We start from the raw sequence: 25,410 nt of genomic DNA, 5'->3' as shown, positions 1-25,410 counted from the left end.
TCGTCTGGCCGGTAGGAACGCACCCGGCCTAACCGAAAAGAGAGACTCATTGTGAAAGTGTTGACCATATTCGGCACACGACCAGAGGCCATCAAAATGGCCCCTTTACTGCACGCGTTGGCTCAGGATGATGCCTTTGAGTCAAAAGTCTGCGTCACGGCGCAGCACCGTGAAATGCTCGATCAAGTCTTGCATCTGTTCGGTATCGTACCTGATTACGATCTTAATATTATGCAGCCAGGACAAGACCTGACCGAAATCACCAGCCGCATTCTTCTGGGTTTAAAGCCAGTACTACAGGACTTTAAGCCAGATATCGTTTTGGTCCATGGCGATACCACCACCACTTTTTCCGCCAGCCTGGCCGCGTTTTACCAGCAGATCCCCGTCGGGCATGTTGAAGCCGGTCTGCGCACCGGCGACCTCTCTTCGCCGTGGCCTGAAGAGGCGAATCGGCGGCTGACGGCGCACTTGGCGAAGTGGCATTTTGCCCCGACGGAGACCTCCCGCGCCAACCTGCTGCACGAATCTATTGATGCTGACGACATCTTTGTCACCGGTAATACGGTGATCGATGCCTTGCTGTGGGTTCGCGACCGCGTGCAGGGCGATGCGGCGCTGATCGAAAAGTTGGCGGCCCGCTATCCGTTTATCGATGAAAATAAGAAGCTTATCTTAGTCACCGGCCATCGTCGGGAGAGCTTTGGCGGCGGTTTTGAGCGGATTTGCAATGCGCTTGCCGACATCGCGTTGAAGCATCCTGAAGTGCAAATTGTCTATCCGGTCCATCTCAACCCGAATGTGAGTGAGCCGGTTAACCGCATCTTGCATGGCATTGATAATGTCATCCTGATTGAACCGCAAGATTATCTGCCTTTCGTCTATTTGATGGACAAGTCCTACCTGATCCTGACCGATTCTGGCGGCATTCAGGAAGAAGCGCCGTCGCTCGGCAAACCGGTGTTGGTCATGCGTGAGACGACCGAGCGGCCGGAAGCTGTCAGCGCGGGCACGGTCAAATTAGTCGGAACAGAAACGCAAAAAGTGATCGAAGAAGTGACCCGTTTGCTCAATGACGAAAATGCCTACCAAAGCATGAGCCGGGCGCACAATCCTTACGGCGACGGCGAGGCTTGCCGTCGTATTTTAGACGCACTGAAGAATTATCGAGTATCACCATGAGCTTCCATACGATTTCCGTCATTGGGCTGGGCTACATCGGATTGCCGACGGCCGCGGCCTTTGCTTCGCGCCAGAAAAAAGTCATTGGCGTAGATATCAACCAGCACGCGGTCGATACCATTAATCGTGGTGGCATCCATATCGTCGAGCCTGACCTCGACGCGCTGGTTAAGCAGGCCGTTGATGAAGGTTTCCTTGAAGCATCAACCCGCCCTTATCCTGCCGATGCTTTTTTGATTGCGGTGCCAACGCCGTTTAAAGGCCAGCATCAGCCGGACTTAAAATATGTTGAAGCCGCCGCGCGCTCCATTGCGCCGGTGCTGAAAAAGGGCGATCTGGTGATTCTCGAATCGACCTCGCCGGTCGGCACGACCGAGCAGATGGCCGAATGGCTGGCAGAGTGCCGCCCTGATTTGAGCTTCCCGCAGCAAGAGAGCGACCGCGCTGATATCAATATTGCCTACTGCCCTGAGCGCGTATTGCCCGGCCAGGTGATGGTTGAATTAATTAAAAATGACCGTGTAATTGGCGGAATGACCGCCGTGTGCTCTCAGCGCGCCTGCGATTTGTATAATATTTTCCTGCAAGGTGAGTGCGTGGTGACCAATTCGCGCACCGCCGAGATGTGCAAGCTGACTGAAAACAGCTTCCGTGATGTCAATATCGCTTTCGCCAACGAGCTGTCGCTGATTTGTGATGCGCAGGGTATTAATGTCTGGGAGCTGATTGCGCTGGCCAACCGCCATCCGCGCGTTAACATTTTGCAGCCCGGTCCCGGCGTTGGCGGCCACTGTATCGCGGTTGACCCCTGGTTTATCGTGGCGCAGAACCCCGAGCAGTCGAAGCTGATCCGCACAGCGCGCGAAGTTAACGACAGCAAGCCGCACTGGGTGGTGGATCGGGTGAAAGCTCAGCTTGCCGACTGCCTTACCGCCACCGGCAAACGGGCATCAGAGATTAAAATTGCCTGTTTCGGTTTGGCTTTCAAACCGAACATTGATGATCTGCGTGAAAGTCCGGCGGTGGAAGTCAGCAAACTTATTGCTGACTGGCACGCTGGTGAGACGTGGGCCGTCGAGCCTCACGTGCATCAGCTTCCCGCGTCGCTGAGCGACAAAGTTACGCTGCATTCATTGGACGACGCGCTGAAGAATGCCGATCTGCTGGTCATGTTGGTCGATCACAAAATCTTTAAAGCGATCCCCGCCGATCGGGTTAAACAGTCCTGGATTGTTGATACCAAAGGGGTTTGGCGCTGATCATCTTGGCCGGAGGTAAGCATGAGTCTTTGTGGAACGCTCGAATTTCTTGAATGGGAAAGCGATTTTTTCCATCTGCGAACGGCAAAGTTTCACGCTGACCCTGGCTCGCCTCCTCTGGACGTCGCGCACCTCTCAGGCTTTGAGTTGGTGCAGGCCAAGATAGGCGCGAATGACGTGGCGGCGCTGAATGCGCTTCAGGCCGCAGGTTTCCAGTTCGCCGAGGGCGAGATTGATGTTTGCATCGCGCTCAATGGTGGCGCCGACTCCGTTAGCGCGGCTACCCCTGCCTCAGAATCCGATATCCCACAAGTCACCGCCGCCGCCACGGCCGCGTTCACCCACAGCCGTTTCCGCGCTCCCTGGTATCAAGCCGGAGATAGCGCGCGTTTCTACGCAGTGTGGGCCGAGAAGGCCGTGCGAGGCACTTTCGATCACCAGTGTTTGCTGATCAAAAACGCGGCGGGTGAATTACAGGGCTTTGTCTCACTGCGCGAAATTGCGCCGGGTGAGGCGCGAATTGGCCTGCTAGCGGTGTTGCCTGCGTGGCAATCCTGCGGCATCGGCAAGCAGCTGATGGCCGCCTCTAAGCACTGGTGCGTGGCGCACGGCCTGTCGTATTTGCACGTCGCGACGCAAACCGGCAATGTCGCCGCCCTTAATCTTTATCTCGCCAGCGGAGGGAAAATCACCCGCTCGGCATATTGGTTGTACAGGTGAAAATATGATCCCTTTTAACGCCCCTCCGGTTTTCGGTACTGAGATTGATTACATGCGCTCGGCGATGAGCAGCGGGAAAATGTGTGGTGACGGCGGGTTTGGCCTGCGTTGCCAACAGTGGTTTGAGCAGCGTTTTGGCAGCGCGAAAGTTCTGCTGACCCCGTCATGCACTGCGTCGCTGGAGATGGCGGCGCTGCTGCTGGATATCAAAGAAGGCGACGAAGTGATCATGCCAAGCTTCACCTTCGTTTCCACGGCCAACGCCTTTGTGCTGCGCGGAGCGAAAATCGTCTTTGTTGATGTGCGCCCAGACACCATGAACATTGATGAAACGCTGATTGAGGCCGCGATCACTGACAAGACTCGCGTCATTGTACCGGTGCACTATGCGGGCGTGGCCTGCGAGATGGACACCATCATGCAGCTGGCCGAGAAATATAACCTGTTCGTGGTGGAAGATGCCGCGCAGGGCGTGATGTCGACCTATAAAGGTAAGGCTTTGGGGGCGATTGGCCACATTGGCTGTTTTAGCTTCCATGAAACCAAAAACTACACGGCGGGCGGCGAGGGCGGGGCGACGCTTATCAATGATAAAGCGCTGATTGAACGCGCTGAGATCATTCGCGAAAAAGGCACTAACCGCAGCCAGTTCTTCCGTGGGCAAGTGGACAAATATACCTGGCGCGATATTGGCTCCAGCTACCTGATGTCCGACCTACAGGCGGCCTACCTGTGGGCGCAGCTGGAAGCGGCCGAGCCAATTAACCAGCGCCGTCTGGCCCTGTGGGATAACTACCACAGCGCTTTACAGCCGCTGGCACAGGCCGGGCGCATTACGCTTCCGGCCATTCCTGAGGGCTGTGTGCACAATGCCCACATGTTCTATCTGCGCCTGAACGATATCACCGACCGCGACGCCTTTATCGCCCATATGAAAGCGGCCGATATTCTGACGGTGTTCCACTATATCCCGCTGCACACCAGCCCTGCAGGGCTAAGCTTCGGCCGATTCAGTGGCGAAGACCGTTTTACGACGCCAGAAAGCGAGCGTCTGGTGCGTCTGCCGTTGTTCTATAACATGACCGACGACGTGCAGCAGACCGTGATCGCCACCATGCTGAAATACTTCGCCTGATATGTCACTGGCAAAAGCATCGGTATGGACGGCTGGCTCGACGCTGATAAAAATTGCGGCGGGCCTGCTGGTGGTCAAGCTGCTGGCGGTGGCCTACGGCCCGAGCGGCGTGGGGCAGGCGGGGAATTTCCGCCAAATGGTAACGGTGCTCGGCGTGCTGTCCGGGGCTGGGATTTTCAACGGCGTCACCAAGTATGTCGCAGAGCACCAGCATGACCCTGCGCGCTTAAAGGCGGTACTGGGCACGGCTTCCAGCCTGATCCTGTTTTTCTCTACCGCGCTGGCCTTGGTGTTTCTGCTGGCCGCCGCGCCAATAAGCATCGGGCTTTTTGGTCACGACAGGTATCAATCGGTAGTGCGCGCCGTGGCTTTTATCCAGATGGGCATCGCTTACGCCAACTACTTCCAAGCCATTCTGAAAGGTTATCGGGACGCGCGGGGGAATGCGCTGGCGGTGATCGGCGGCAGCCTGATTGGCCTGCTGGCCTATTTACTCTGCTTCAAGCTCGGTGGCTATGAAGGCGCGTTGGCGGGGTTGGCGTTGGTGCCGGCTCTGGTGGTGCTGCCTGCCGGAGTGATGCTCTGGCGGCGCAAGCCTTTTCCACTGCACTTCCTGCGTGTAGGTTTTGATCGCGCTATTGCCAGCCATCTGGGCAAATTTACCCTGATGGCCCTCATCACCTCAGTGACCTTGCCGGTGGCTTATGTGATGATGCGAAACCTGCTGGCGAAATATTACAGTTGGGATGAGGTGGGGATTTGGCAGGGCGTGAGCAGCATTTCAGACGCCTATTTGCAGTTCATCACCGCCTCTTTTAGCGTCTATCTGTTGCCGACGCTGTCGCGACTGACGGATAAAGAGGCGATTTCCCACGAAATTGTTAAATCGCTGAAGTTTGTTATTCCCGCCGTGGCCTGTGCCAGCTTTATGGTTTGGCTACTGCGTGATTTCGCGATTTGGCTGCTGTTCTCTCACCAGTTCACCGCCATGCGCGACCTGTTCGCCTGGCAGTTGGTCGGCGATGTGCTCAAAGTCGGCTCCTATGTGTTTGGCTATCTGGTGATTGCCAAAGCCTCATTGCGCTTTTATATATTGACCGAGATTAGCCAGTTCGCGCTGCTAACGGCTTTCTCCCACTGGCTCATCCCATTAAAGGGTTCTCTTGGCGCTGCGCAGGCCTACATGGCGACTTACATTGTCTATTTCGCCCTGTGCAGCATCGTTTTTGTTATTTACCGTAGACGAGCATGACGACGCTGATTCACGTTTTGGGATCTGATATCCCGCACCATAATCTTACCGTTTTGCGCTTCTTCAATGACGTGCTGGCGGAGCAATTGCCGCCGGAGCAGGTTCGACGCTTTATGGTGGTGGCCGCCGATAAATCAGCCTTTGGCGAGTTTACCCGGCTGAATATCGAGGTCTATCAGGATAAGAAAGCGCTGGCGCAGGCGGTGATTGCCCAAGCGCAGGCTAACCGTCAGCAGAAGTTCTTCCTGCACGGGCAGTTCAACCCGACGCTGTGGCTGGCGCTGCTGGGCGGCAAAATAAAAGCGCGTCAGGTGTGCTGGCATATCTGGGGCGCGGACCTCTATGAAGCCTCCGGCAGCCTGAAATTCCGCCTGTTCTATCTACTGCGCCGTTTGGCTCAGGGGCGGATTGGCCACGTGTTTGGCACTCGCGGCGACCTGAATCACTACCACCAGCGGCATCCTCGGGTGGCCTCATCGCTGCTCTATTTCCCGACGCGCATGGACCCGGCGCTGACCCAGCCAGCCGAACAGCCTGCACCGTCCGGGCCAATGACCGTGCTGGTGGGCAACTCCGGCGATCGCAGTAATCGCCACATTGAAGCACTGAATTCGCTGCATCAGCAGTTTGGCGCGGAGATTAAGGTGATTATCCCCATGGGCTATCCGGCGGATAATCAGCAATACATTGAACAGGTTAGAGCCGCCGCGCTGGGTTTATTCCCGGCAGAGAATGTTGAGTTACTGACCGACGCCATGCCCTTTGATGCCTATCTCAACCTGCTGCGTCGCTGCTCGCTGGGCTATTTCATTTTCGACCGCCAACAGGCGATTGGCACTCTTTGCCTGCTGATTCAGTTCGGCGTGCCTTTTGTGGTCAGCCGTAAAAACCCGTTCTGGCAGGATCTGGCGGAGCAACACCTGCCGGTGCTGTTTTACGGCGATACCTTGGATAGCGCGACAGTGGCCGAGGCCCGCCGCCAATTACTCAGCGCCGATCGGCAGAATATCGACTTCTTCAACCCGAACTACATTGCGGGCTGGCAGCAGGCAATCGAGCTGGTAACGGGCGGAGCGGCATCATGACGCTGACCCAGTTTGGCGGTCTGAGCCTGGTTTACGCGCTCTCTCTGATTTTTATTCTGACGCTGACATACAAAGAGTTTCGCCGCGTCAGATTTAACTTCAATGTCTTCTTTTCCATGCTCTATCTGCTGACATTCTATTTCGGCTTCCCGCTGACCTGCCTGTTGGTGTTTCGTTTTGATGTCAAAGTGGTGCCGGTCGAGAATCTGCTGCAAGCTATGCTGGCGGCCACCTGCTTCTACGGCATTTACTACGTCTGCTATAAAACGCGTCTCAGGGCGCGGTCTGACAAGCCCCGCGTGCCGATTTTCACCATGAATCGGGTGGAAACCCACCTGACGTGGCTGCTACTGGCGCTGGTGGCTATCGTGACGGTGTCTATCTTCTTCCTGCACAACGGTTTTCTGCTGTTTAAGCTTAAGTCTTACAGCCAGATCTTCTCCAGCGAAGTGTCGGGTGTGGCGTTAAAACGCTTCTTCTACTTCTTTATTCCCGCCATGCTGGTGGTCTATTTTCTGCGCCAAAACAGCCGCAGCTGGCTGTTCTTCTTGGTCAGCACCGTGGCCTTTGGGCTGCTCACCTATGTGATTGTTGGCGGCACGCGGGCCAACATTATCATCGCCTTCGCCTTATTCTTGTTTATTGGTATTGTGCGCGGCTGGATTTCCCTGTGGATGCTGGCGACGGCGGGCGTGATGGCGGTGGTCGGCATGTTCTGGCTGGCGCTAAAACGCTATGGCATGAATGTAAATGGCCCCGAGGCGTTCTACACTTTCCTCTATCTGACTCGCGACACCTTCTCCCCTTGGGAAAACCTCGGGCTGCTGCTGCAAAACTACGACAAAATCAGTTTTCAGGGGCTGGCGCCGATTGTGCGCGACTTTTACGTGTTTATCCCAAGCTGGCTGTGGCCGGAACGCCCGGCGGTGGTGCTGAACTCGGCCAACTACTTCACCTGGGACGTGCTGAATAACCACTCTGGTTTGGCGATTTCACCGACCCTAATCGGCTCGCTGGTGGTGATGGGCGGTGTGTGGTTTATCCCCCTCGGCGCGGTGGTGGTGGGGTTAATCATCAAATGGTTCGACTGGCTCTATGAGTTGGGCAAGGCCGAGACTAACCCCTACAAAGCCGCCATTCTGCAAAGCTTTTGTTTCGGCGCGGTATTCAATATGATCGTGCTGGCGCGCGAAGGGGTGGACTCTTTCTTCTCCCGCGTGGTGTTTTTCTGCATGATTTTCGGGCTTTGTCTGGTGGTGGCGAAATTACTCTACTGGATGTTTGATGCCATCGGACTTATCCGCCCACGCCGCGTGCTTGACCATGCTTCAACTACAGGGAACCCAACGACGCCCGCGTCGTCGCAGGAATATTCATGATTTCAAATAACAACATCCCAACGTATTCCATTCGCGGCATAAATTTATGCGGCTTTTACGATATGGACCACTTTATCAATTACCTGTTCGACGGTCCGCAGCTGAAAACTGGCTCTCTGGTGGCGATTAACGCCGAAAAAGTGCTGACCATGGAAAGCCGCCCCGACATCGCCGAGCTGATTAATCAGGCGGATTACAAATATGCCGATGGCGTCAGCATTGTGCGTTCTATTCGTCGGAAATACCCTGCAGCCAAGGTTTCGCGTATCGCAGGAGCCGACCTGTGGGAAGGATTAATGCAGCGCGCCGGGCAGGAGGGAACGCCGGTATTTTTGATTGGCGGCAAGCCCGAGGTGCTGGAGCAGACCAAAGCCAAGCTGCGGGCGCAGTGGAACGTCAACATTGTGGGCAGCCAGGATGGCTATTTTACGCCGCAGCAGCGCGAATCGCTGTTGGAACAGGTGAAAGCGTTACAGCCGGCAATTGTCACCGTGGCGATGGGGTCGCCAAAGCAAGAGATCTTGATGCGCGACTGCCAGCTTGTTCACCATCAGGCCTTATATATGGGGATTGGCGGCACTTACGATGTGTTCACCGGCCATGTGAAGCGCGCGCCGAAAGTCTGGCAAAAGCTCGGCCTTGAGTGGCTGTATCGCCTGATTCGCCAGCCAAGCCGACTGGGCCGCCAATTAAAACTGCTCAAATATCTGCGCTACCACTACACCAACCAGCTCTAATTCCCGCTTTGCGTCGCGGTTTTTTCACTATCGCGGCGCGCCACCTCTCGTTTTTCCTGGCCATTTGCCGATTATTGCAGCGCCCGTTGTCAACCGAGGCGCAGCTTCTCAATTCGTGGTTTGCAACTGATCACAAAATGCGAAACCATACTGCCCGTTTTAACTCCCGAGCGGGAAAAGCAGACTATAAAAATAACATTCCGGGCAATCCGGAAGGCAAACACAATAACGATAACATTGAGGATTTATGGCAAGTAACGAGGAAAAAGGTGGTCTACACCGAGGGCTAGAAGCCCGTCATATAGAGCTGATTGCCCTGGGCGGGACAATCGGCGTGGGTCTGTTTATGGGGGCGGCGAGTACGCTGAAATGGGCAGGACCTTCGGTTTTACTGGCTTATATTCTGGCCGGGGTGTTCGTCTTCTTCATCATGCGCGCGATGGGCGAAATGCTGCATCTCGAGCCGGTCGCCGGTTCCTTTGCAGTTTATGCGCATAAGTATCTCGGGCCTTACTATGGCTATCTGACCGCGTGGAGCTACTGGTTCATGTGGATAGCGGTGGGCATCTCTGAAATCACGGCCATTGGCGTTTATGCGCAATATTGGTTCCCAGACTTACCCCAGTGGATACCGGCGATTGCCGCCGTGGCTATCGTCGCTGCGGCCAATCTGGCGGCGGTTAAGCTCTACGGCGAGTTTGAGTTCTGGTTCGCGCTGATCAAAATCACCACCATTATTGTGATGATCGTGGTGGGGCTGGCGGTGATTTTCTTTGGCTTCGGCAACCATGGCCAGCCCATTGGCTTTGGCAACCTGACGGCTCACGGCGGTTTCTTTGCCGGCGGCTGGAAAGGCTTCCTGTTCGCCCTGTGTATCGTGGTGGCGTCCTATCAGGGTGTCGAGCTGGTGGGTATCACTGCCGGTGAGGCCAAGAACCCGCAGGTGACGCTAAAGCGCGCCATCAATAACATCCTGTGGCGTATCCTGATTTTCTACGTCGGCGCAATCTTCGTCATCATCACTATCTTCCCGTGGAATGAGATGGGCACCCACGGTAGCCCGTTTGTGCTGACCTTCGCCAAAATCGGTATCACGGCGGCGGCGGGGATTATTAACTTTGTGGTGCTGACGGCGGCGCTGTCGGGGTGTAACAGCGGGATGTACAGCTGCGGGCGCATGCTCTACGCGCTGTCGAAGAATCGTCAGGTTCCGGCGTTTCTGGGGAAAGTGTCGAAAAGCGGCGTGCCGGTGCATGGCATCACAGTGTCTATCGCGGTGCTGGTGGTAGGGTCATGCCTGAATTACGTCATTCCCAACCCAGAGAAAGTGTTTGTGTATGTCTACAGCGCCAGCGTGCTGCCGGGCATGGTGCCGTGGTTTGTGGTATTGGTCAGCCAGCTGCGTTTTCGCGAGGCGCACAAAGAGAAGCTGAAAGACCATCCGTTTAAATCGATACTGTTCCCTTACGTCAACTATCTGACGCTGGCATTTTTGGCCTGCGTGCTGGTCGGAATGGCGATAAACCCCGATACGCGGGTATCTTTGCTGGTAGGCGGTATTTTCATCGCGGCGATCAGCTTGATATACTTCGGGCTGGGGATGCACAAGCGAGCATCTCTACCGGCAGAAAGCGTAAAATAACGTCGTAAGTCATGGGTGGGGAAGGTAAGACGCCTACTTTTAATGCGTATTGGACAAAGAGCAATCAAACGCAACTTTTCCAATAAAAAGCACTAGACAGGGTGGCATTAAAACCGTAGTATCCCCACCCGCAACGGCGCTAAGCGCCCGTAGCTCAGCTGGATAGAGCGCTGCCCTCCGGAGGCAGAGGTCTCAGGTTCGAATCCTGTCGGGCGCACCATTAAGTTTGCGCTAGAGTTGCGGTGGTACTGTTTGATGTTGAACAGTTCACGTGTGGAAGAGTTTGAAATGGTGGCTATAGCTCAGTTGGTAGAGCCCTGGATTGTGATTCCAGTTGTCGTGGGTTCGAGTCCCATTAGCCACCCCAAATTTTTTAAATGATTTTGTGAATGTGACATGCGATGGTGGCGGAATTGGTAGACGCGCTAGCTTCAGGTGTTAGTGTCCTTAGGATGTGAGGGTTCGAGTCCCTCCCTTCGCACCACACACAAAACGCATTTAAATGATGCTGTTAGCATTAAAAAGTAGTAAGATGCACGACATCGGCGAGTAGCGCAGCTTGGTAGCGCAACTGGTTTGGGACCAGTGGGTCGGAGGTTCGAATCCTCTCTCGCCGACCAATTTAAGAAACCTGCTTTTTAAAGCAGGTTTTTTTTCGTCTGGAGTTTATGAAAGGTTCTTTCTCTCCCGCTTTATCCTTATTTAGCTCTCTTTTCAGCCCCTGTCGTCCTTCGGCAACATCTCTGTTTTGGCCTGTCGCTATCAGGTGACACTTAATCCATTGAAATTAATGGTCTTATAGAGCACTTGAGAAGGGTGTCGTTTGCCAGCAACACTTATTTCAGTTAAGTCGGGGATTAGCCTAGGGGCAGGTTCAGCGCACAAGGGAATGAGGAAATTTATTTCTATTAAATTCATTTAAAATCATAAAGATAAATATTTATTGGCTCAATACAGGATGATTTTTAGAATTGTGGCACGCTATCTGCAATAATATCTTCGTAGATGCTCATTCCACCTCCTATGTTTGCCTTAGGGCTTCATAAAACTGGGAATGACGCAGAGCCACTTTATAGTGCCTATTGTCAATCTGACCGATAAGCGCCTCTCATCAGGCATTTATCAACCAGCAGGCAAAACGTTGAGTGAGGCACTCCCCTGTTGTCTTAGACCTGATTGTTTTATGCACTTGCCTATCGGCAAGTGTTTTTTTTTGCCTAAATACTCGTCATCCTTCAAGCCGCAGAGGCGTTGGCTGCACTCCCTTACCCGAATCACTGGTAACTCGTATCTTATTGATAGCAATAAAAAAGGCCCCCGAAGGAGCCTTTCTGCAATAAGTATTTCTAGCCGCTCGAAGCTTACTGCTCTTGCGAGTTGTTCAGTGTCAGCATCAAGCCTTTGTGGCGCATTTCTGCGGCCTCTGCCGGTTTGTGGAGCTTATCCAGAGCATCCGCCAGCCATGCGTAGTCGTAAGCGTCCGGGCGCTGTTTGAGTGCTTCACGGAAGGACTCCGCCGCCTGCGCCCACTCGCCGTGTTTCATCAACAGCTGCCCCAGCGTGCTGCTCAGCAACGCGGTTGAGCCATTTTGCTTGATGATTTGACGCAGCGCCTTCTCCAGCTGTTCAGGATTACCTGAACGCAGTTTTGGCATCATGGCGACCAAACGTTCATCATATTGGCGCTTTATGCCGTCCAGAATAACTTCCTGCGCTAAGTCCTGATCGTTGCATTCAATCAGATGCGCCGCCATGGCGACCTGCAAGGCCACTTCATGGCGAGTTTTGCGGCTCTGGTCTTTCCACCAACGTTTCAGTCCGTCGCTGCCTTCCTCGGCCATGATTTGATTCATCAAGCCGATATAAGCCTGTTCTTGCAGCACGCGCAGCTCTTCATCGTCATGCACGCCCGCTTTTGCCATCGACGGCAAAATCTCAAGCAATGAGGCATAAGCCCCGGTGCGCAAATAGGCCTGCTCGGCCAGACGCAGGATTTCCGGATGGCGCGGAGACTGACCAATCAGGCGATCCACGCCGTGGCGCGCCGCGTGGATCTCTCCCTGCGCCAGCTGAATACGCACGCGGGTGATATCCACCGGCATCTGGTCGATATCGGCGAGTTCGGCCGCACGTTCCAGATACTGATTGGTGCGAATATCATCGCCGCGCTGCTGCGCCGCTTCCGCCGCCAGAAGGTAGTTCACTACCGGCTGATCGGCGTGGTCAGCATTGCGCGCCAACAATTTTTCCATCTGACGATGGTCGCCTTCCGCCAGTTTTAACATGGCAGCCTGCGTCTGTTTACGCGCCTTAGAGCTTTTACGCCCGGCGAACCAGCCGCGAGTGCGTGCGCCGGTGCGGAACACGCGGCGCAGGATCCATTCAATGAAGAACAGAACCAGCATCAGCACCACGAACATGATAACCAAGCCGGTAACGCTGGTTTCAACGTTGTAGTTGTCGGTTTGGATCAACACATAACCCTGATGCCCTGCGAGCATCGGGCCGACCACAATCCCGGCGATGATAATCAGGAATAACACTAAAACCTTTAGCATGCGTTATTCCCCCTGAGTAGAGGCTGCGGGCTGCTGAAGCAGATTACGCACCCGGGTTTGCATCAGTTTTTCCAGCATCGGCTGGCTTTTCAGCTGGTCCGGGACGTCCATCGAAATAGACTGCTGGCTCAGGTTGTCCACATCTTCAAGGAAAGCTTTGGTTGCCGGGTCGCTGGTATCAAAGTAGGCGCGAACCCAGGTGGAAACGGATTCAAGCGACTGTTTGTAGATCTCATCCTGATGGCGCGGCACGGCCTGGGCGGCAATCAGCAGCTTGGAGCGGATATTCTCGCGCAGATAGACATCTTGATTCGGCGCCAGCAGAGGCTCTGCGCTGCTATCGCGGCGGCGAATGGTGATGAAATCTGACATAAAGTTATGCCAGCTCTTGGTGAGGTTCTGACGCCATTCGCTGAGGGAGCTGGACAGGCTGGTGCCGTCGTCATCCATCGGCGCTTCATCGCTGTCGTTGTCGGCCAGACGCAGGTTATCTACCTGATTCGTCAGCTGATTAGTCTTTAGAATGATGCCGTCGAAGTCGACCTGAGTGACCGCCGACAGGCTGGACACATCCTCATTCAGCGCGCGACGCACCTCAATCAGGCTTGGGTCATTCATGTCGGCCAGACTGGCGTCGGCGCTTTTTAGCAGCGCGGCGGCGGTGGTGACGTCTTGGTCGCTCCACAGCTTACGGCCGGCCAGCTTCACCAGGAAGTCGGCCTGAGCCAGCAGCCAGGTTTTGGCATCGCTGCCGGAAATGCTGGCAACTTTATCCTGCAACTCGTTCAACTGGCGGCTGAAAGAGGCTTGCTGTCGCTCGCTGGTCTGCTGCGATTTGTCCTGTTGGCTGAGCAGGTCGGCAATTTGCTGCTTGTCCTGCTGCTGGGTTTTCTGCAAAGCGATAAGTTGGTCTTGTAGCTCATCAACTGCCGCCGTCTGCTTCAGTCCCTGAGTGTGTCCGTGATAATAAAGACCGGCTCCCAGCGCAATCACCAAGACGATGGCGATAGCACCCAAAACTGGCGCCGTGCGCTGTTTTTTACGCAAAGCATTCAGCTGCTCATTTTGCTGATCTAACTGAATATCTTGTTTTTTTTCACGGTGATCAACATCTGGCTGTTGGGGGCTCTCAGCCGCAGGGGTGATCATGTCATCCTGTGCGGAAGGATTTTTTTGTTCCGTCATCTTGGCACATCCCTTAGTCAGGTTATTTTAATGCACGAATTAGCGCATCATTATCTGCGTTTTCGGCGACCCGAATATCCTGCCAGCCATACTGGCGGGCGAGGGTCGCTAAGCGTTCACTGACCACTATCAGGCTACAGCGTAGTAGCCAAGATTGGCGATAGTAATCAGGAACTAACGTATAAAGCTGTTCTAACATTTCTCCACTGGTGACCACCAGCGTATTGATACCGGCGCGCTGCCAGCTCGAGCTTTGCTCGCTGCCATCGTAATAAATCTGGCTGCGCTGATAACACTCACAGTAAGTCACTTCTACGCCGCGTTCCCGCAGCGTTTCAGCCAGCAGTTCACGTCCGCCATTGCCGCGCAAAATCAGCGCTTTTTTGCCCGCCAAATGTTGTAAATCTGGCAGGTTGAGCAGCACTTCGCTGGTTTCGCCGTCGTGTGGATAAATCACCGGCAGGCTACTCACACGATGGAAAAGCAGGCCGGTGGTGCGCCCAATCGCGTAATAATTGACGTGCTCGGGCCATGGCTGATTTACCTGCTGTAAAGCACGTTCTGCGTACTTAACAACATGCTGGGAAAGCACAAACACTAAGTCATGCTGGTTTAAAGAGGATAGCAGGTTCGGCAGAACCGCGAGTTCCCTTCCCGGCGCAAATTCAATCAAAGGTGAGTGATAGGCAACCCGACCAAGCGTTCTTAGTCTACTGACCAACAGTTCTCCCGATGGAGAGGGGCGGGTTACCAATATACTCATTTCGGTGGGTTACCTTGATAGACTTCCTGCAGAATTTCACGGGCGCCCTTGGCCAGCAGCTCTTCGGCCAGATCAACCCCCATGCGCTCGGCGTCTGCCGTGTTGCCACGCCGTTCGCCACGCACCATTTGGCTGCCATCGGGTGCGCCGACCAGGGCGCGAAGCCAGATTTGGTCGCCGTCGATTTCCGCATAGCTGCCAATTGGCACCTGACATCCGCCTTCCAGCCGCGTGTTCATGGCACGTTCGGCCAGCACGCGAAGCGTGGTTTCGCGGTGTGCCAGCGGAGCCAGCAGTTCGCGGGTTTCGCTGTCATCAAGACGGCATTCGATACCCACGGCGCCTTGGCCCACGGCCGGCAAGCACTCTTCCGGCGTCAGCGCGGTGCGCACGCGGTTTTGCAAATTAAGGCGATTCAGGCCAGCGACGGCGAGAATAATCGCATCATAGTCGCCGTTATCGAGCTTCGCCAGACGGGTACCGACGTTGCCGCGCAAATCGCGAATCACTAAATCGGGGCGCTGTTCGCGCAGCTGACACTGGCGGCGCAGGCTCGAGGTGCCAACGACGCTGCCTTCTGGCAGGTCGGCGAGGCTGGCATAATGGTTGGACACGAAGGCGTCGCGCGGGTCATCGCGCTCGCAAATCGTCACCAGCCCTAAGCCTTCCGGGAATTCCACCGGAACGTCTTTCATCGAGTGAACCGCGATATCAGCGCGGCCGTCGAGCATGGCTAATTCCAGCTCTTTGACAAACAGACCTTTACCACCCACTTTCGCCAGCGGGGTGTCTAAAATGATGTCGCCTTTGGTGACCATCGGAACCAGTTCGACCTGCAAACCGGGATGACAAGCCATTAATTGCTTCTGAACGTACTGTGCCTGCCACAGAGCCAGCGGGCTCTGTCGGGTGGCAATTCGAATGATTTTGTCTAACATGCTTGTTACCGTTTTACTATTTCGCTGACCATCCTACCACCGACAGAGGAAAGCTGTCAGCGTAAGAAGCCATCGCGAGCATCCATCGCTTTGTGACGATAATTTGCAAACGGGCAGTAAATTGCATGATTTTGTTAAAAGGTAATAAAGGAAAGAAAGCAGCACAAAAGGGAATTGTTACGCAGGTGTTAAAGAAGTAAAATGCATAGTAGCAGAAGAATAATTGTGGTGCGTTACTTCCTTTACGGTCAATCGGCAAGGTGTTAAATTGATCACGTTTCCAGCATTTATCCGTCAACTAATTCTGCTTTTCGACAAATGACGGCTTTGGAACGGGGTTATTTCGAGACACTGGAAAATCAGGCGAAAAAGTCTTGTACTTGTATATCGAGACATTGAAGCAGAGATTGGATGCGATCAACCAACTTCGCGTAGATCGCGCCTTAGCGGCCATGGGGCCGGCTTTCCAACAGGTCTACAGTCTTCTGCCAGTTTTACTACATCACCATCATCCTTTGATGCCGGGATACCTTGAGGGTAAGGTTCCTCACGGCGTCTGCATTTTCACGCCTGATGATACTCAAAACGACTATCTTGCTGATCTTCAAGAGAAATGGGGCAGCCCGCTTGATGAGATGGCCAAGGGCGAACTGCCGATCACCGGCGTTTACTCCATGGGTAGCACCTCCTCCATTGGTCAAAGTCACAACTCAGACTTAGATATCTGGGTGTGTCACCAATCCTGGCTCGACAACGAAGAGCGCAACCGCCTGCAGGAAAAATGCAGCCTATTGGAAAAATGGGCCGCGTCGCTGGGCGTGGAACTGAGCTTCTTCCTGATCGACGAGAACCGCTTCCGCCACAATGAGAGTGGCAGCCTTGGCGGCGAAGACTGTGGCTCGACCCAGCACATCTTACTGCTCGATGAATTCTACCGTACTGCCGTGCGTCTGGCCGGGAAACGTATTCTGTGGAATATGGTGCCGGGCGAGGAAGAGGGGCATTACGACGAGTACGTCCTGTCGCTGTACGCGCAGGGCGCGCTGACGCCAAACGAATGGCTGGATCTCGGCGGCCTGAGCACGCTGTCTGCCGAAGAGTATTTCGGTGCCAGTCTGTGGCAGCTCTATAAAAGTATCGATTCGCCGTACAAGGCGGTGCTGAAAACCCTGCTGCTAGAAGCCTATTCGTGGGAGTACCCGAATACCCAGCTGTTGGCGATGGACATCAAACAGCGTCTGCATCAGGGCGAAATCGTCTGTTTCGGCCTCGACTCCTACTGCATGATGCTCGACCGCGTAACCCGCTACCTCACCCAGATTGAAGACACTACTCGCCTCGATTTAGTCCGCCGCTGCTTCTACTTAAAAGTGTGCGAAAAGCTGTCGCGCTCCCGCGCTTCCGTGGGCTGGCGTCGCGAAATCCTGACCCAATTGGTTAGCGAATGGGGCTGGAGCGAAGAGCGTCTGGCGATTCTGGATAACCGCGCAAATTGGAAAATCGAGCGCGTCCGCGAAGCACATAACGAGCTGCTCGACGCCATGATGCAGAGCTACCGTAACCTGATTCGTTTCGCTCGCCGCAACAACTTAAGCGTCAGCGCCAGCCCGCAGGATATCGGCGTGCTGACCCGTAAGTTGTACGCCGCGTTTGAAGCCCTGCCGGGCAAGGTGACGCTGGTTAACCCGCAGATCTCCCCTGACTTATCAGAAAGCGACCTGACCTTCATCCACGTGCCAATTGGCCGTGCGAACCGCGCGGGTTGGTATCTGTATAACCAGTCGCCGTCGATGGAATCTATCGTCAGCCATCAGCCGCTGGAATATAACCGTTATCTGAACAAGTTGGTGGCCTGGGCCTACTTCAACGGCCTGCTGACGCCGACCACGCGCCTGCACATTAAGAGCGGCAACTTGTGCGATATCGCCAAGTTACGTGAACTGGTGGCTGACGTGGCGCACCACTTCCCGCTGCGTTTGCCTGCTCCGACGCCAAAAGCGCTCTATAGCCCGTGTGAAATCCGCCATCTGGCCATTATCGTGAATCTTGAGCATGACCCGACCGCGGCCTTCCGCAATCAGGTGGTGCATTTCGATTTCCGCAAGCTGGACGTTTTCAGCTTCGGCCAGCAACAGCAGTGTCTGGTGGGCAGTATTGATCTGCTTTACCGTAACTCGTGGAATGAAGTGCGTACTCTGCATTTCAGCGGCGAGCAGGCGGTGCTGGAAGCGCTGAAAACCATTCTGGGCAAAATGCATCAGGACGCCGCGCCGCCAGAATCGGTGGAAGTGTTCTGCTACAGCCAGCATCTGCGCGGTTTGATTCGCACCCGTATTCAGCAACTGGTGTCTGAGTGCATCGAGCTGCGCCTGTCGAGCAAACGCCTCGAGCCGGGCCGTTTCAAAGCCGTGCGCGTTTCCGGCCAGACCTGGGGATTATTCTTCGAACGCCTGAGCGTGTCGGTGCAGAAGCTGGAAAACGCCATTGAGTTCTACGGCGCGATTTCCAATAACAAACTGCACGGCCTGTCTGTCAAAGTGCAGACCGACCAGGCGCACCTTCCGGCGGTGATTGATGGCTATGCCAGCGAAGGCATCATCCAGTTCTTCTTTGAAGAGGGGAATGATGAGGTGGGCTTCAACATCTATATACTGGATGAAGCCAACCGCGTTGAGGTTTACCACCACTGTGAAGGCAGTAAAGAGGATTTGGTGCGTGACGTGAGCCGCTTCTACTCGTCCTCCCACGACCGCTTTACCTATGGTTCGAGCTTTATCAATTTCAACTTGCCGCAGTTCTATCAGATTGTTTCGCTTGATGATCGCACGCAGGTGATCCCATTCCGCAACAACCCGCTGTCTCATCTTTGCGCCACCGTGGGCGACAACGCGCCTGAATCGGCAAAAGTGCCCCAACGCTTCCAGCTGCATTAATCTCTCCCGTTGGAGATAGGCTTTCTTCGCAGCAAACGACTAAAACCTGCGGCCCGAAATCGTCATTCCTATTGCTTTTCATGATCCACCTGCGATTATAGAGAGCTTGGTCGCATGAATTACAGGCATTCATAAAATGAAAAACGCTTTACGCTGGTCTTTGGCCGCGACATTACTCTTTTCGCTCTCTGGTTGTGGTCTAAAAGGCCCACTCTATTTCCCGCCAGCCGATGGCTCGACGACCAATAAAAACGGTCAGGTCAAAGGCACGCCGGGCGATGGTTCATCACAAGAAAATGGTGTTTCACCAGAAAAGCTCGGCACAAGAACGCGCGACTAACGGCGTGAACATATTGCGCTTCCGGTAAGATTTTTAGCGGAAAACACAGTAGATTAAGGGATCATTGCGACTGGATTTGACCAGCGGTAAGCGGAGTAAAATATGCAGTTCTCCAAAATGCACGGCCTGGGCAACGACTTTATGGTCGTCGATGCCGTCACTCAAAACGTTTATTTCTCTCCAGAATTGATCCGTCGTCTGTCCGATCGTTTTCGCGGCGTTGGTTTTGACCAACTGCTGGTGGTTGAGCCACCTTACGATCCCGAACTAGATTTCCATTACCGTATTTTCAATGCGGATGGCAGCGAAGTTGCCCAGTGTGGTAACGGCGCGCGCTGCTTTGCCCGCTTTGTTCGTATCAAAGGCTTAACCAATAAACGTGATATTCGCGTCAGTACGCAAACCGGTCGTATGGTATTAACCGTCACCGAGGACGAACTGGTACAAGTGAATATGGGCGAGCCGATTTTTGAACCTCAGCAGGTGCCGTTCCGCGCGCCTAAGCAGGAAAAGACCTATATTCTTCGCGCTGAAGAACATACGGTATTCTGCGGCGTGGTCTCGATGGGCAACCCGCACTGCGTGTTGCAGGTCGAAGATGTCACCACGGCAAGCGTTGAGCTGCTGGGACCGCTGCTGGAAAGCCACGAGCGTTTCCCTGAGCGCGTGAACGTCGGCTTTATGCAGGTGATTGACCGTAACTCGGTCAAACTGCGCGTCTATGAGCGCGGCGCGGGTGAAACTCAGGCCTGCGGCAGTGGCGCCTGTGCGGCAGTTGCCGTCGGCATTCAGCAGGGCATACTTGCTGAAGAAGTTCAGGTGGAACTGCCGGGAGGCAGCCTCGACATTCGCTGGAAAGGGCCGGGTCATCCACTTTATATGACCGGGCCAGCCACCCACGTATACGACGGATTTATTCATCTATGAACAATCTTGACGACCAGTTAGACGCCGCCATCGAGCTAGACGATGAAAGCGTGATGCAGTATTTGCTACAAAACCCCGATTTCTTTATCCGTAACGCGCGCAGCGTCGAGCAGATGCACGTGCCGCACCCGGTTAAAGGCAGCGTTTCCCTGGTGGAATGGCAGTTGGGGCGTCAGCGTCATCACATCGGCCAACTGGAAGAAGAGATCACTTTATTGATGGAGCAGGCTTCGGTAAACGAAGCCCTGTTCGGGCGCTTAATCGATCTGCAGGCCACCCTCGCGGCAGCCACCAGTCTGCAAGATATGCTCAATCGCCTGCAACGCTGGGCGCGCGGGCTGGGCCTCGCCGGTGCCAATGTGCGTCTGTTTAGCGAAAGCTGGCGCATTGGCGCGCCGTCGGACTTCACCCATTTAGCGCTCAGCCGCAGCGCCTTTGAATCTCTGCGTATTCAACGCCTTGGCGATACCCACCACTTCCTCGGCAGCCTGAATGGCCCCGAGCTGCTGCTGGTATTGCCGCAGGCCAAAGCCGTCGGCTCCGTGGCGCTCTCCCTGATGGGGGAACAAGGCGAGCTAGGCATGCTGATTTTCAGCAGCCGCGACCCGCAACATTATCAGCCGGGGATGGGCACCGTGATGCTCAACCAGTTAGCGCGAATGCTGCCGGGCTTGCTGGAACGCTGGATAGAACGGGCATGAGCCAGCAAACTGACTCGCCGCTGAATACCGCAGTCGAGGCTTTTTTGCGTTATCTGCGGGTTGAGCGCCAGCTCAGTCCGCTCACCTCAACCAGCTACGGACGCCAGCTCGAAACGCTGGTGGCTATGGCAAGTGAAATTAATATCGCCAACTGGCAGCAGTTGGATGCCCCCAAAGTCCGCATGTTATTGGCCCGCAGCAAACGCGCCGGGCTTGGCGCCGCCAGTTTGGCTCTACGCATGTCGGCGCTGCGCAGCTTCCTCGATTGGTTAGTGTTTCAAGGCGCTTTGCCTGCCAACCCGGCGAAAGGCATTGCCACGCCGCGCGCGCCTAAGCATCTGCCGAAAAATATCGACGTCGATGAAGTAAATAAATTGCTGGATATCGACCTCAACGACCCGCTGTCGGTGCGTGACCGCGCCATGCTGGAAGTGATGTACGGCGCGGGGCTGCGTCTGTCTGAAATGGTTGGCGTCAATACGCGCCATCTGGATTTGGCCTCGGGCGAAGTGTGGGTGGTGGGGAAAGGCAGCAAAGAGCGCAAAGTGCCGATAGGCCGCACGGCGGTGACGTGGATTGAGCACTGGCTGGAGCTGCGCGACCTGTTTGGGCCGGAAGATGACGCCTTATTCCTGTCGAGCCAGGGCAAGCGTATCTCGGCGCGCAATGTACAAAAGCGATTTGCCGAGTGGGGCGTTAAGCAGGGAGTGAATAGCCATATTCATCCGCACAAGCTGCGCCACTCCTTTGCGACGCACGTTCTGGAGTCGAGTGGGGATCTGCGCGCCGTGCAGGAGCTGCTGGGCCACGCGAATTTATCGACCACCCAAATCTATACCCATCTCGACTTCCAACATCTGGCGTCGGTGTACGATGCCGCACATCCACGCGCTAAACGAGGAAAAACCTGATGAAGTTTTACCGTCCGCTTAACCGGATTGAGGCGATCAGCTTCGATTTAGACGATACGCTTTATGACAATTATCCGGTTATCCGTCGCACCGATGTCGAAACATTGAAATTTATTCAGGGCTATCACCCCGCGCTGGCGAATCTGCAAAGCGAGTTTATCCGCGAAGTGCGCGCCGAGCTGCTGGAGCAGGACGGCGAGATTTATCACGATGTTACCGAGTGGCGGCGTCAGGCAGTATTTCACGCCATGAAGCGTTCTGGCTTAAACGAAAACGAGGCCAGCGAAGGCTCCTTTGCGGCGATGGAAAACTTCGCCCATTGGCGCAGTCAAATCACCGTTCCGCAGGAAAACCACGATGCGCTGGCGGCCTTAGCCAAACGCTGGCCGCTGGTGGCGATCACCAATGGTAATGCCGACCCAGAAGCCTGTGGCCTATCGCAGTACTTCCAATTTACCCTGCGCGGCGGCCCCGACGGGCGTGCCAAGCCTTACGTCGACATGTACCAAACGGCGTCTGAGAAGCTCGGCATCCCCCTTGAGCAGTTCCTGCACGTCGGCGATGACCTGACCACCGATGTCGCCGGTTCAGTAAGCTGCGGCATGCAGGCCTGCTGGATAAACCTGCGCGAAGGCAATCTGATGCAGGTCAAAGATGCCCGTCTATTGCCTCACATTGAGATTTCGCAGTTGGCATCGCTGACAGCATTGCTATAATCCCCGTCATTCTCTGTATAAATTCACAGTAGAAAAGCGTCCTTAGTGGATGCTTTTCTCATCCAGACCTACGGTGCCTATGGACGTTTCTGACCTGCTCGACAGCTTAAATGAAAAACAACGTGAAGCCGTGGCCGCGCCGCGCAGCAATCTGTTGGTGCTGGCGGGAGCGGGCAGCGGCAAGACCCGCGTGCTGGTACACCGCATTGCCTGGCTTTTGTCGGTAGAGAACTGCTCGCCGTACTCCATCATGGCGGTGACTTTTACCAACAAAGCCGCGGCGGAAATGCGTCATCGTATCGATCAGCTGATTGGCACCAGTCAGGGCGGCATGTGGATCGGCACCTTCCACGGTCTGGCGCATCGCCTGCTGCGCGCCCACCATCTGGACGCCAATCTGCCGCAGGACTTCCAAATCCTCGACAGCGATGACCAGCTGCGTTTGCTGAAACGCATCGTTAAAGCATTAAATATTGATGACAAACAGTGGCCGCCGCGTCAGGCGATGTGGTACATCAACGCCAAAAAAGACGAAGGTTTGCGCCCGCAGCACGTCGAGACGTACAACAATCCTGTGGAAGCCACTTGGTTGCGCATCTATCAGGCTTATCAAGAGGCCTGTGACCGCGCCGGGCTGGTGGACTTCGCCGAGCTGCTGCTGCGCGCCCACGAGCTGTGGCTCAACAAGCCGCACATTCTTCAGCACTACCGCGAACGCTTTACCAACCTGATGGTGGATGAGTTTCAGGACACCAACGGCATTCAATATGCCTGGATCCGCCTGCTGGCGGGCAATAACAACAATGTGATGATCGTTGGCGATGATGACCAGTCAATCTACGGCTGGCGCGGCGCTCAGGTCGAAAACATTCAGCGTTTCCTGAAAGATTTCCCTAATGCTCACACCATCCGCCTCGAGCAGAACTATCGCTCCACCAGCAACATTCTGACCGCGGCCAACACCCTGATTGCCAACAACAGCGGGCGAATGGGCAAAAATCTGTGGACCGAAGACCCAGAGGGCGAGCCGATTTCCCTCTATTGCGCCTTTAACGAGCTGGATGAAGCGCGCTTCGTGGTCAACCGTATCAAGACGTGGCAGGACAACGGCGGCGCGCTGAAAGACTGCGCCATCCTCTATCGCAGCAACGCCCAGTCGCGCGTGCTGGAAGAAGCTTTACTGCAAATGGCCATGCCTTACCGCATTTACGGCGGGCAGCGATTCTTCGAGCGTCAGGAAATCAAAGATGCGCTGGCCTATCTGCGCCTGATGGCAAACCGTAATGACGACGCCGCCTTTGAGCGCGTGGTCAACACGCCGACGCGCGGCATTGGCGATCGCACGCTGGACGTGGTGCGCCAGACTGCCCGTGACCGACAGCTGACCATGTGGCAATCCACCCGCGTGCTGCTGCAAGAGAAAGTGCTGGCGGGCCGCGCCGCGGCGTCATTACAACGTTTCTGCGAACTGGTTGACGCACTGGCCCATGAAACTGCCGATATGCCGCTGCACGTGCAGACTGACCGCGTGATTAAGGATTCCGGCCTGTTCATGATGTATGAGCAGGAGAAGGGCGAGAAAGGCCAAGCGCGAATTGAAAACCTTGAGGAACTGGTGACGGCGACGCGCCAGTTCAGCTATCAGGATGAAGATCAGGACCTGATGCCGCTGCAGGCATTCCTCTCCCACGCCGCGCTGGAAGCCGGTGAGGGGCAGGCCGATGCCAATCAGGACGCCACGCAGCTGATGACGCTGCACTCGGCAAAAGGTCTGGAGTTCCCGCAGGTGTTTATCGTCGGCATGGAAGAGGGCATGTTCCCAAGCCAGATGTCGCTCGACGAGGGTGGCCGTCTGGAAGAAGAGCGCCGTCTGGCCTATGTCGGCGTAACCCGCGCCATGCAAAAGCTGACGCTGACTTACGCTGAAACGCGCCGTCTGTACGGCAAAGAGGTGTTCCACCGGCCTTCGCGCTTTGTGGGCGAACTGCCAGAAAACTGCGTCGAGGAAGTTCGCCTGCGCGCCAGCGTGTCGCGCCCGGTCAGCCATAAACGCATGGGAACGCCGGTCAGCACCAGCGATACCGGCTTTAAACTCGGCCAGCGCGTAATGCACCCGAAATTCGGCGAAGGCACTATCGTTAACATGGAAGGCAGCGGCGAGCACAGCCGCTTGCAGGTCGCGTTCCCCGGCGAAGGGATCAAGTGGCTGGTTGCGGCCTACGCAAGGTTAGAGGCAGTAAGCTAACTTACTGGCAATCTTGAGTTCGGGCAGTGTTCGACATCCTCATGGACTCTGTGTCCATTCCGGTGTCTACGCGCTGGCCGAACTCAACCTTGCTGCACCGTTAACGCTTACTCTGTGGCAGACTAGACAGCAAACTCATCCCCAATTTCGGCATTCGCATACCATTCCAGTGTCGCTTTGACGCGCTCGTCGCCCTCTGGCGCAGAGCCCGGCAGGTAATCTTCTTCGGTGACCGGCTGATAGGCGCCGTGCTTCACTTCAAAAATCACGCCGCCTTCATCCAGCGACAGAACGCTATGCCACGTATTGGCGGGGATCTCCAGCAGGCGAGTCTCACCGCCGAGCCACAGGCGGTCGGCGACTTTGCCTGATTCGTCATAGGTCAGCACCAAGAAACGGCCACGCAGCGGGGTCAGCAGCTCCCAGGTGTGCGGGTGGCGATGGATGCGCACGTAAGTGCCCGGCTCCATGGCGATGGCCAGACGCTGAACCTCGTCTTCCGGTGCAGGATGAATGTTAAGGTTCTGACGCAGGCGCGGGGAGTTGGTCGCCTTGGTGATTAAGTCACACAGGGTGTCTTGGCTAATCTGTTTAATCATCGGAATTCCTGTACCGCGAGTGGCGGTGAAGCACGAAAAAGAGTTGCCCGAGTGTAGCCAAAAAGCGGGCATCACATAAGCCTGTGAGGGGCGTTAGGGCGCTGAGAAAATTATGCCTAAATGTTGCAAAATTCGTTTTGTTCTTTGTTGACACTGTTTTTCTTCTCGGCGTAACATGCGCGCACTAATATCAATGAGGAACT

General features: G+C 55.2%; 21 protein-coding genes and 4 tRNA genes. 20 read left to right on the top strand and 5 right to left on the bottom strand.

The genetic code is table 11. From position 1 onward, the window contains the following. Positions 1-51: 51 nt before the first annotated feature. From wecB to SBO83_RS19725, 13 genes are all read left to right on the top strand, one after another. Positions 52-1,182 (top strand): non-hydrolyzing UDP-N-acetylglucosamine 2-epimerase, encoded by a 1,131-nt coding sequence (wecB, locus tag SBO83_RS19785; protein ID WP_353504367.1) that lies wholly within the window; start codon positions 52-54, stop codon positions 1,180-1,182. After that, entirely contained in the window at positions 1,179-2,441 is a 1,263-nt protein-coding gene (gene wecC, locus SBO83_RS19780; RefSeq protein ID WP_396132681.1) for a UDP-N-acetyl-D-mannosamine dehydrogenase, read from the top strand. Before wecB ends, wecC begins: the two co-directional genes overlap by 4 nt. 21 nt (positions 2,442-2,462) lie before the next feature. Further along, entirely contained in the window at positions 2,463-3,161 is a 699-nt protein-coding gene (rffC, locus tag SBO83_RS19775; protein WP_396132680.1) for a dTDP-4-amino-4,6-dideoxy-D-galactose acyltransferase, read from the top strand. Positions 3,162-3,165: 4 nt separating this feature from the next. Continuing rightward, positions 3,166-4,296 carry a dTDP-4-amino-4,6-dideoxygalactose transaminase gene (gene rffA / locus SBO83_RS19770; RefSeq protein ID WP_353504370.1) on the top strand — a complete coding sequence of 377 codons (1,131 nt, stop codon included), beginning with the start codon at positions 3,166-3,168 and terminating at the stop codon, positions 4,294-4,296. A 1-nt stretch (position 4,297) separates the two neighbouring features. Beyond that, complete coding sequence (wzxE, locus tag SBO83_RS19765) at positions 4,298-5,548, top strand: lipid III flippase WzxE (protein WP_396132679.1); 1,251 nt, start codon at positions 4,298-4,300, stop codon at positions 5,546-5,548. Further along, positions 5,545-6,633 (top strand): TDP-N-acetylfucosamine:lipid II N-acetylfucosaminyltransferase, encoded by a 1,089-nt coding sequence (locus SBO83_RS19760; RefSeq protein ID WP_396132678.1) that lies wholly within the window; start codon positions 5,545-5,547, stop codon positions 6,631-6,633. Before wzxE ends, SBO83_RS19760 begins: the two co-directional genes overlap by 4 nt. Beyond that, entirely contained in the window at positions 6,630-8,012 is a 1,383-nt protein-coding gene (wzyE, locus tag SBO83_RS19755) for an ECA oligosaccharide polymerase (RefSeq protein ID WP_396132677.1), read from the top strand. The genes SBO83_RS19760 and wzyE overlap by 4 nt, the downstream gene beginning before the upstream one ends. Next, positions 8,009-8,749 carry a lipopolysaccharide N-acetylmannosaminouronosyltransferase gene (gene wecG, locus SBO83_RS19750; protein WP_396132676.1) on the top strand — a complete coding sequence of 247 codons (741 nt, stop codon included), beginning with the start codon at positions 8,009-8,011 and terminating at the stop codon, positions 8,747-8,749. Before wzyE ends, wecG begins: the two co-directional genes overlap by 4 nt. A gap of 247 nt (positions 8,750-8,996) precedes the next feature. Beyond that, on the top strand, positions 8,997-10,391 hold the full coding sequence (gene thrP / locus SBO83_RS19745) for a bifunctional threonine/serine APC transporter ThrP (RefSeq protein ID WP_396132675.1): 1,395 nt from the start codon (positions 8,997-8,999) through the stop codon (positions 10,389-10,391). A gap of 143 nt (positions 10,392-10,534) precedes the next feature. After that, positions 10,535-10,611, top strand: a tRNA-Arg gene (locus SBO83_RS19740). Between the two features lie 71 nt (positions 10,612-10,682). Next, a tRNA-His gene (locus tag SBO83_RS19735) sits at positions 10,683-10,758 on the top strand. A 31-nt stretch (positions 10,759-10,789) separates the two neighbouring features. Beyond that, positions 10,790-10,875 (top strand) — tRNA-Leu (locus tag SBO83_RS19730). Positions 10,876-10,934: 59 nt separating this feature from the next. After that, positions 10,935-11,011: transfer RNA gene (locus tag SBO83_RS19725), tRNA-Pro, on the top strand. Positions 11,012-11,752: 741 nt separating this feature from the next. Here the strand turns inward: SBO83_RS19725 and hemY are convergent. From hemY to hemC, 4 genes are read right to left on the bottom strand one after another with little or no spacing between them, the layout of a single operon-like run. Then, positions 11,753-12,949: a protoheme IX biogenesis protein HemY gene (gene hemY, locus SBO83_RS19720; RefSeq protein ID WP_396132674.1), complete on the bottom strand. Its 1,197-nt coding sequence runs from the start codon at positions 12,947-12,949 to the stop codon at positions 11,753-11,755. A gap of 3 nt (positions 12,950-12,952) precedes the next feature. Then, positions 12,953-14,134: a uroporphyrinogen-III C-methyltransferase gene (hemX, locus tag SBO83_RS19715; RefSeq protein WP_396132673.1), complete on the bottom strand. Its 1,182-nt coding sequence runs from the start codon at positions 14,132-14,134 to the stop codon at positions 12,953-12,955. Between the two features lie 22 nt (positions 14,135-14,156). After that, positions 14,157-14,897, bottom strand: a complete 741-nt coding sequence (hemD, locus tag SBO83_RS19710; protein WP_353504377.1) for a uroporphyrinogen-III synthase — start codon at positions 14,895-14,897, stop codon at positions 14,157-14,159. Further along, complete coding sequence (gene hemC / locus SBO83_RS19705; RefSeq protein ID WP_396132672.1) at positions 14,894-15,835, bottom strand: hydroxymethylbilane synthase; 942 nt, start codon at positions 15,833-15,835, stop codon at positions 14,894-14,896. The genes hemD and hemC overlap by 4 nt, the downstream gene beginning before the upstream one ends. A gap of 374 nt (positions 15,836-16,209) precedes the next feature. Between hemC and SBO83_RS19700 the strand changes: the two genes are divergently transcribed. The 7 genes from SBO83_RS19700 to uvrD all read left to right on the top strand — a co-directional run bounded on the left by SBO83_RS19700 (position 16,210) and on the right by uvrD (position 24,608). Continuing rightward, complete coding sequence (locus tag SBO83_RS19700; protein ID WP_353504379.1) at positions 16,210-18,768, top strand: class I adenylate cyclase; 2,559 nt, start codon at positions 16,210-16,212, stop codon at positions 18,766-18,768. 136 nt (positions 18,769-18,904) lie between these two features. Continuing rightward, positions 18,905-19,108 carry an LPS translocon maturation chaperone LptM gene (gene lptM, locus SBO83_RS19695; protein ID WP_353504380.1) on the top strand — a complete coding sequence of 68 codons (204 nt, stop codon included), beginning with the start codon at positions 18,905-18,907 and terminating at the stop codon, positions 19,106-19,108. A gap of 102 nt (positions 19,109-19,210) precedes the next feature. Continuing rightward, positions 19,211-20,035 carry a diaminopimelate epimerase gene (gene dapF, locus SBO83_RS19690; RefSeq protein WP_396132671.1) on the top strand — a complete coding sequence of 275 codons (825 nt, stop codon included), beginning with the start codon at positions 19,211-19,213 and terminating at the stop codon, positions 20,033-20,035. Continuing rightward, complete coding sequence (locus tag SBO83_RS19685; protein WP_353504381.1) at positions 20,032-20,736, top strand: DUF484 domain-containing protein; 705 nt, start codon at positions 20,032-20,034, stop codon at positions 20,734-20,736. The genes dapF and SBO83_RS19685 overlap by 4 nt, the downstream gene beginning before the upstream one ends. Continuing rightward, positions 20,733-21,647, top strand: a complete 915-nt coding sequence (xerC, locus tag SBO83_RS19680; protein WP_396132670.1) for a tyrosine recombinase XerC — start codon at positions 20,733-20,735, stop codon at positions 21,645-21,647. The genes SBO83_RS19685 and xerC overlap by 4 nt, the downstream gene beginning before the upstream one ends. Then, positions 21,647-22,363 carry a 5-amino-6-(5-phospho-D-ribitylamino)uracil phosphatase YigB gene (yigB, locus tag SBO83_RS19675; protein WP_396132669.1) on the top strand — a complete coding sequence of 239 codons (717 nt, stop codon included), beginning with the start codon at positions 21,647-21,649 and terminating at the stop codon, positions 22,361-22,363. Before xerC ends, yigB begins: the two co-directional genes overlap by 1 nt. A 79-nt stretch (positions 22,364-22,442) precedes the next feature. Further along, positions 22,443-24,608 carry a DNA helicase II gene (gene uvrD, locus SBO83_RS19670; RefSeq protein ID WP_353504384.1) on the top strand — a complete coding sequence of 722 codons (2,166 nt, stop codon included), beginning with the start codon at positions 22,443-22,445 and terminating at the stop codon, positions 24,606-24,608. Positions 24,609-24,730: 122 nt separating this feature from the next. On the opposite strand, the gene SBO83_RS19665 is transcribed toward uvrD, so the two are convergent. After that, complete coding sequence (locus SBO83_RS19665) at positions 24,731-25,207, bottom strand: WbuC family cupin fold metalloprotein (RefSeq protein ID WP_396132668.1); 477 nt, start codon at positions 25,205-25,207, stop codon at positions 24,731-24,733. Between the last annotated feature and the right edge of the window lie 203 nt (positions 25,208-25,410).

It is taken from the genome of Ewingella allii, from assembly GCF_044430645.1.
GTDB classification, from domain to species: Bacteria; Pseudomonadota; Gammaproteobacteria; order Enterobacterales; family Enterobacteriaceae; genus Ewingella; species Ewingella allii.
The sequence above is the reverse complement of the archived record's forward strand: the minus strand, read 5'-3'. Positions and strand labels throughout refer to the sequence as shown.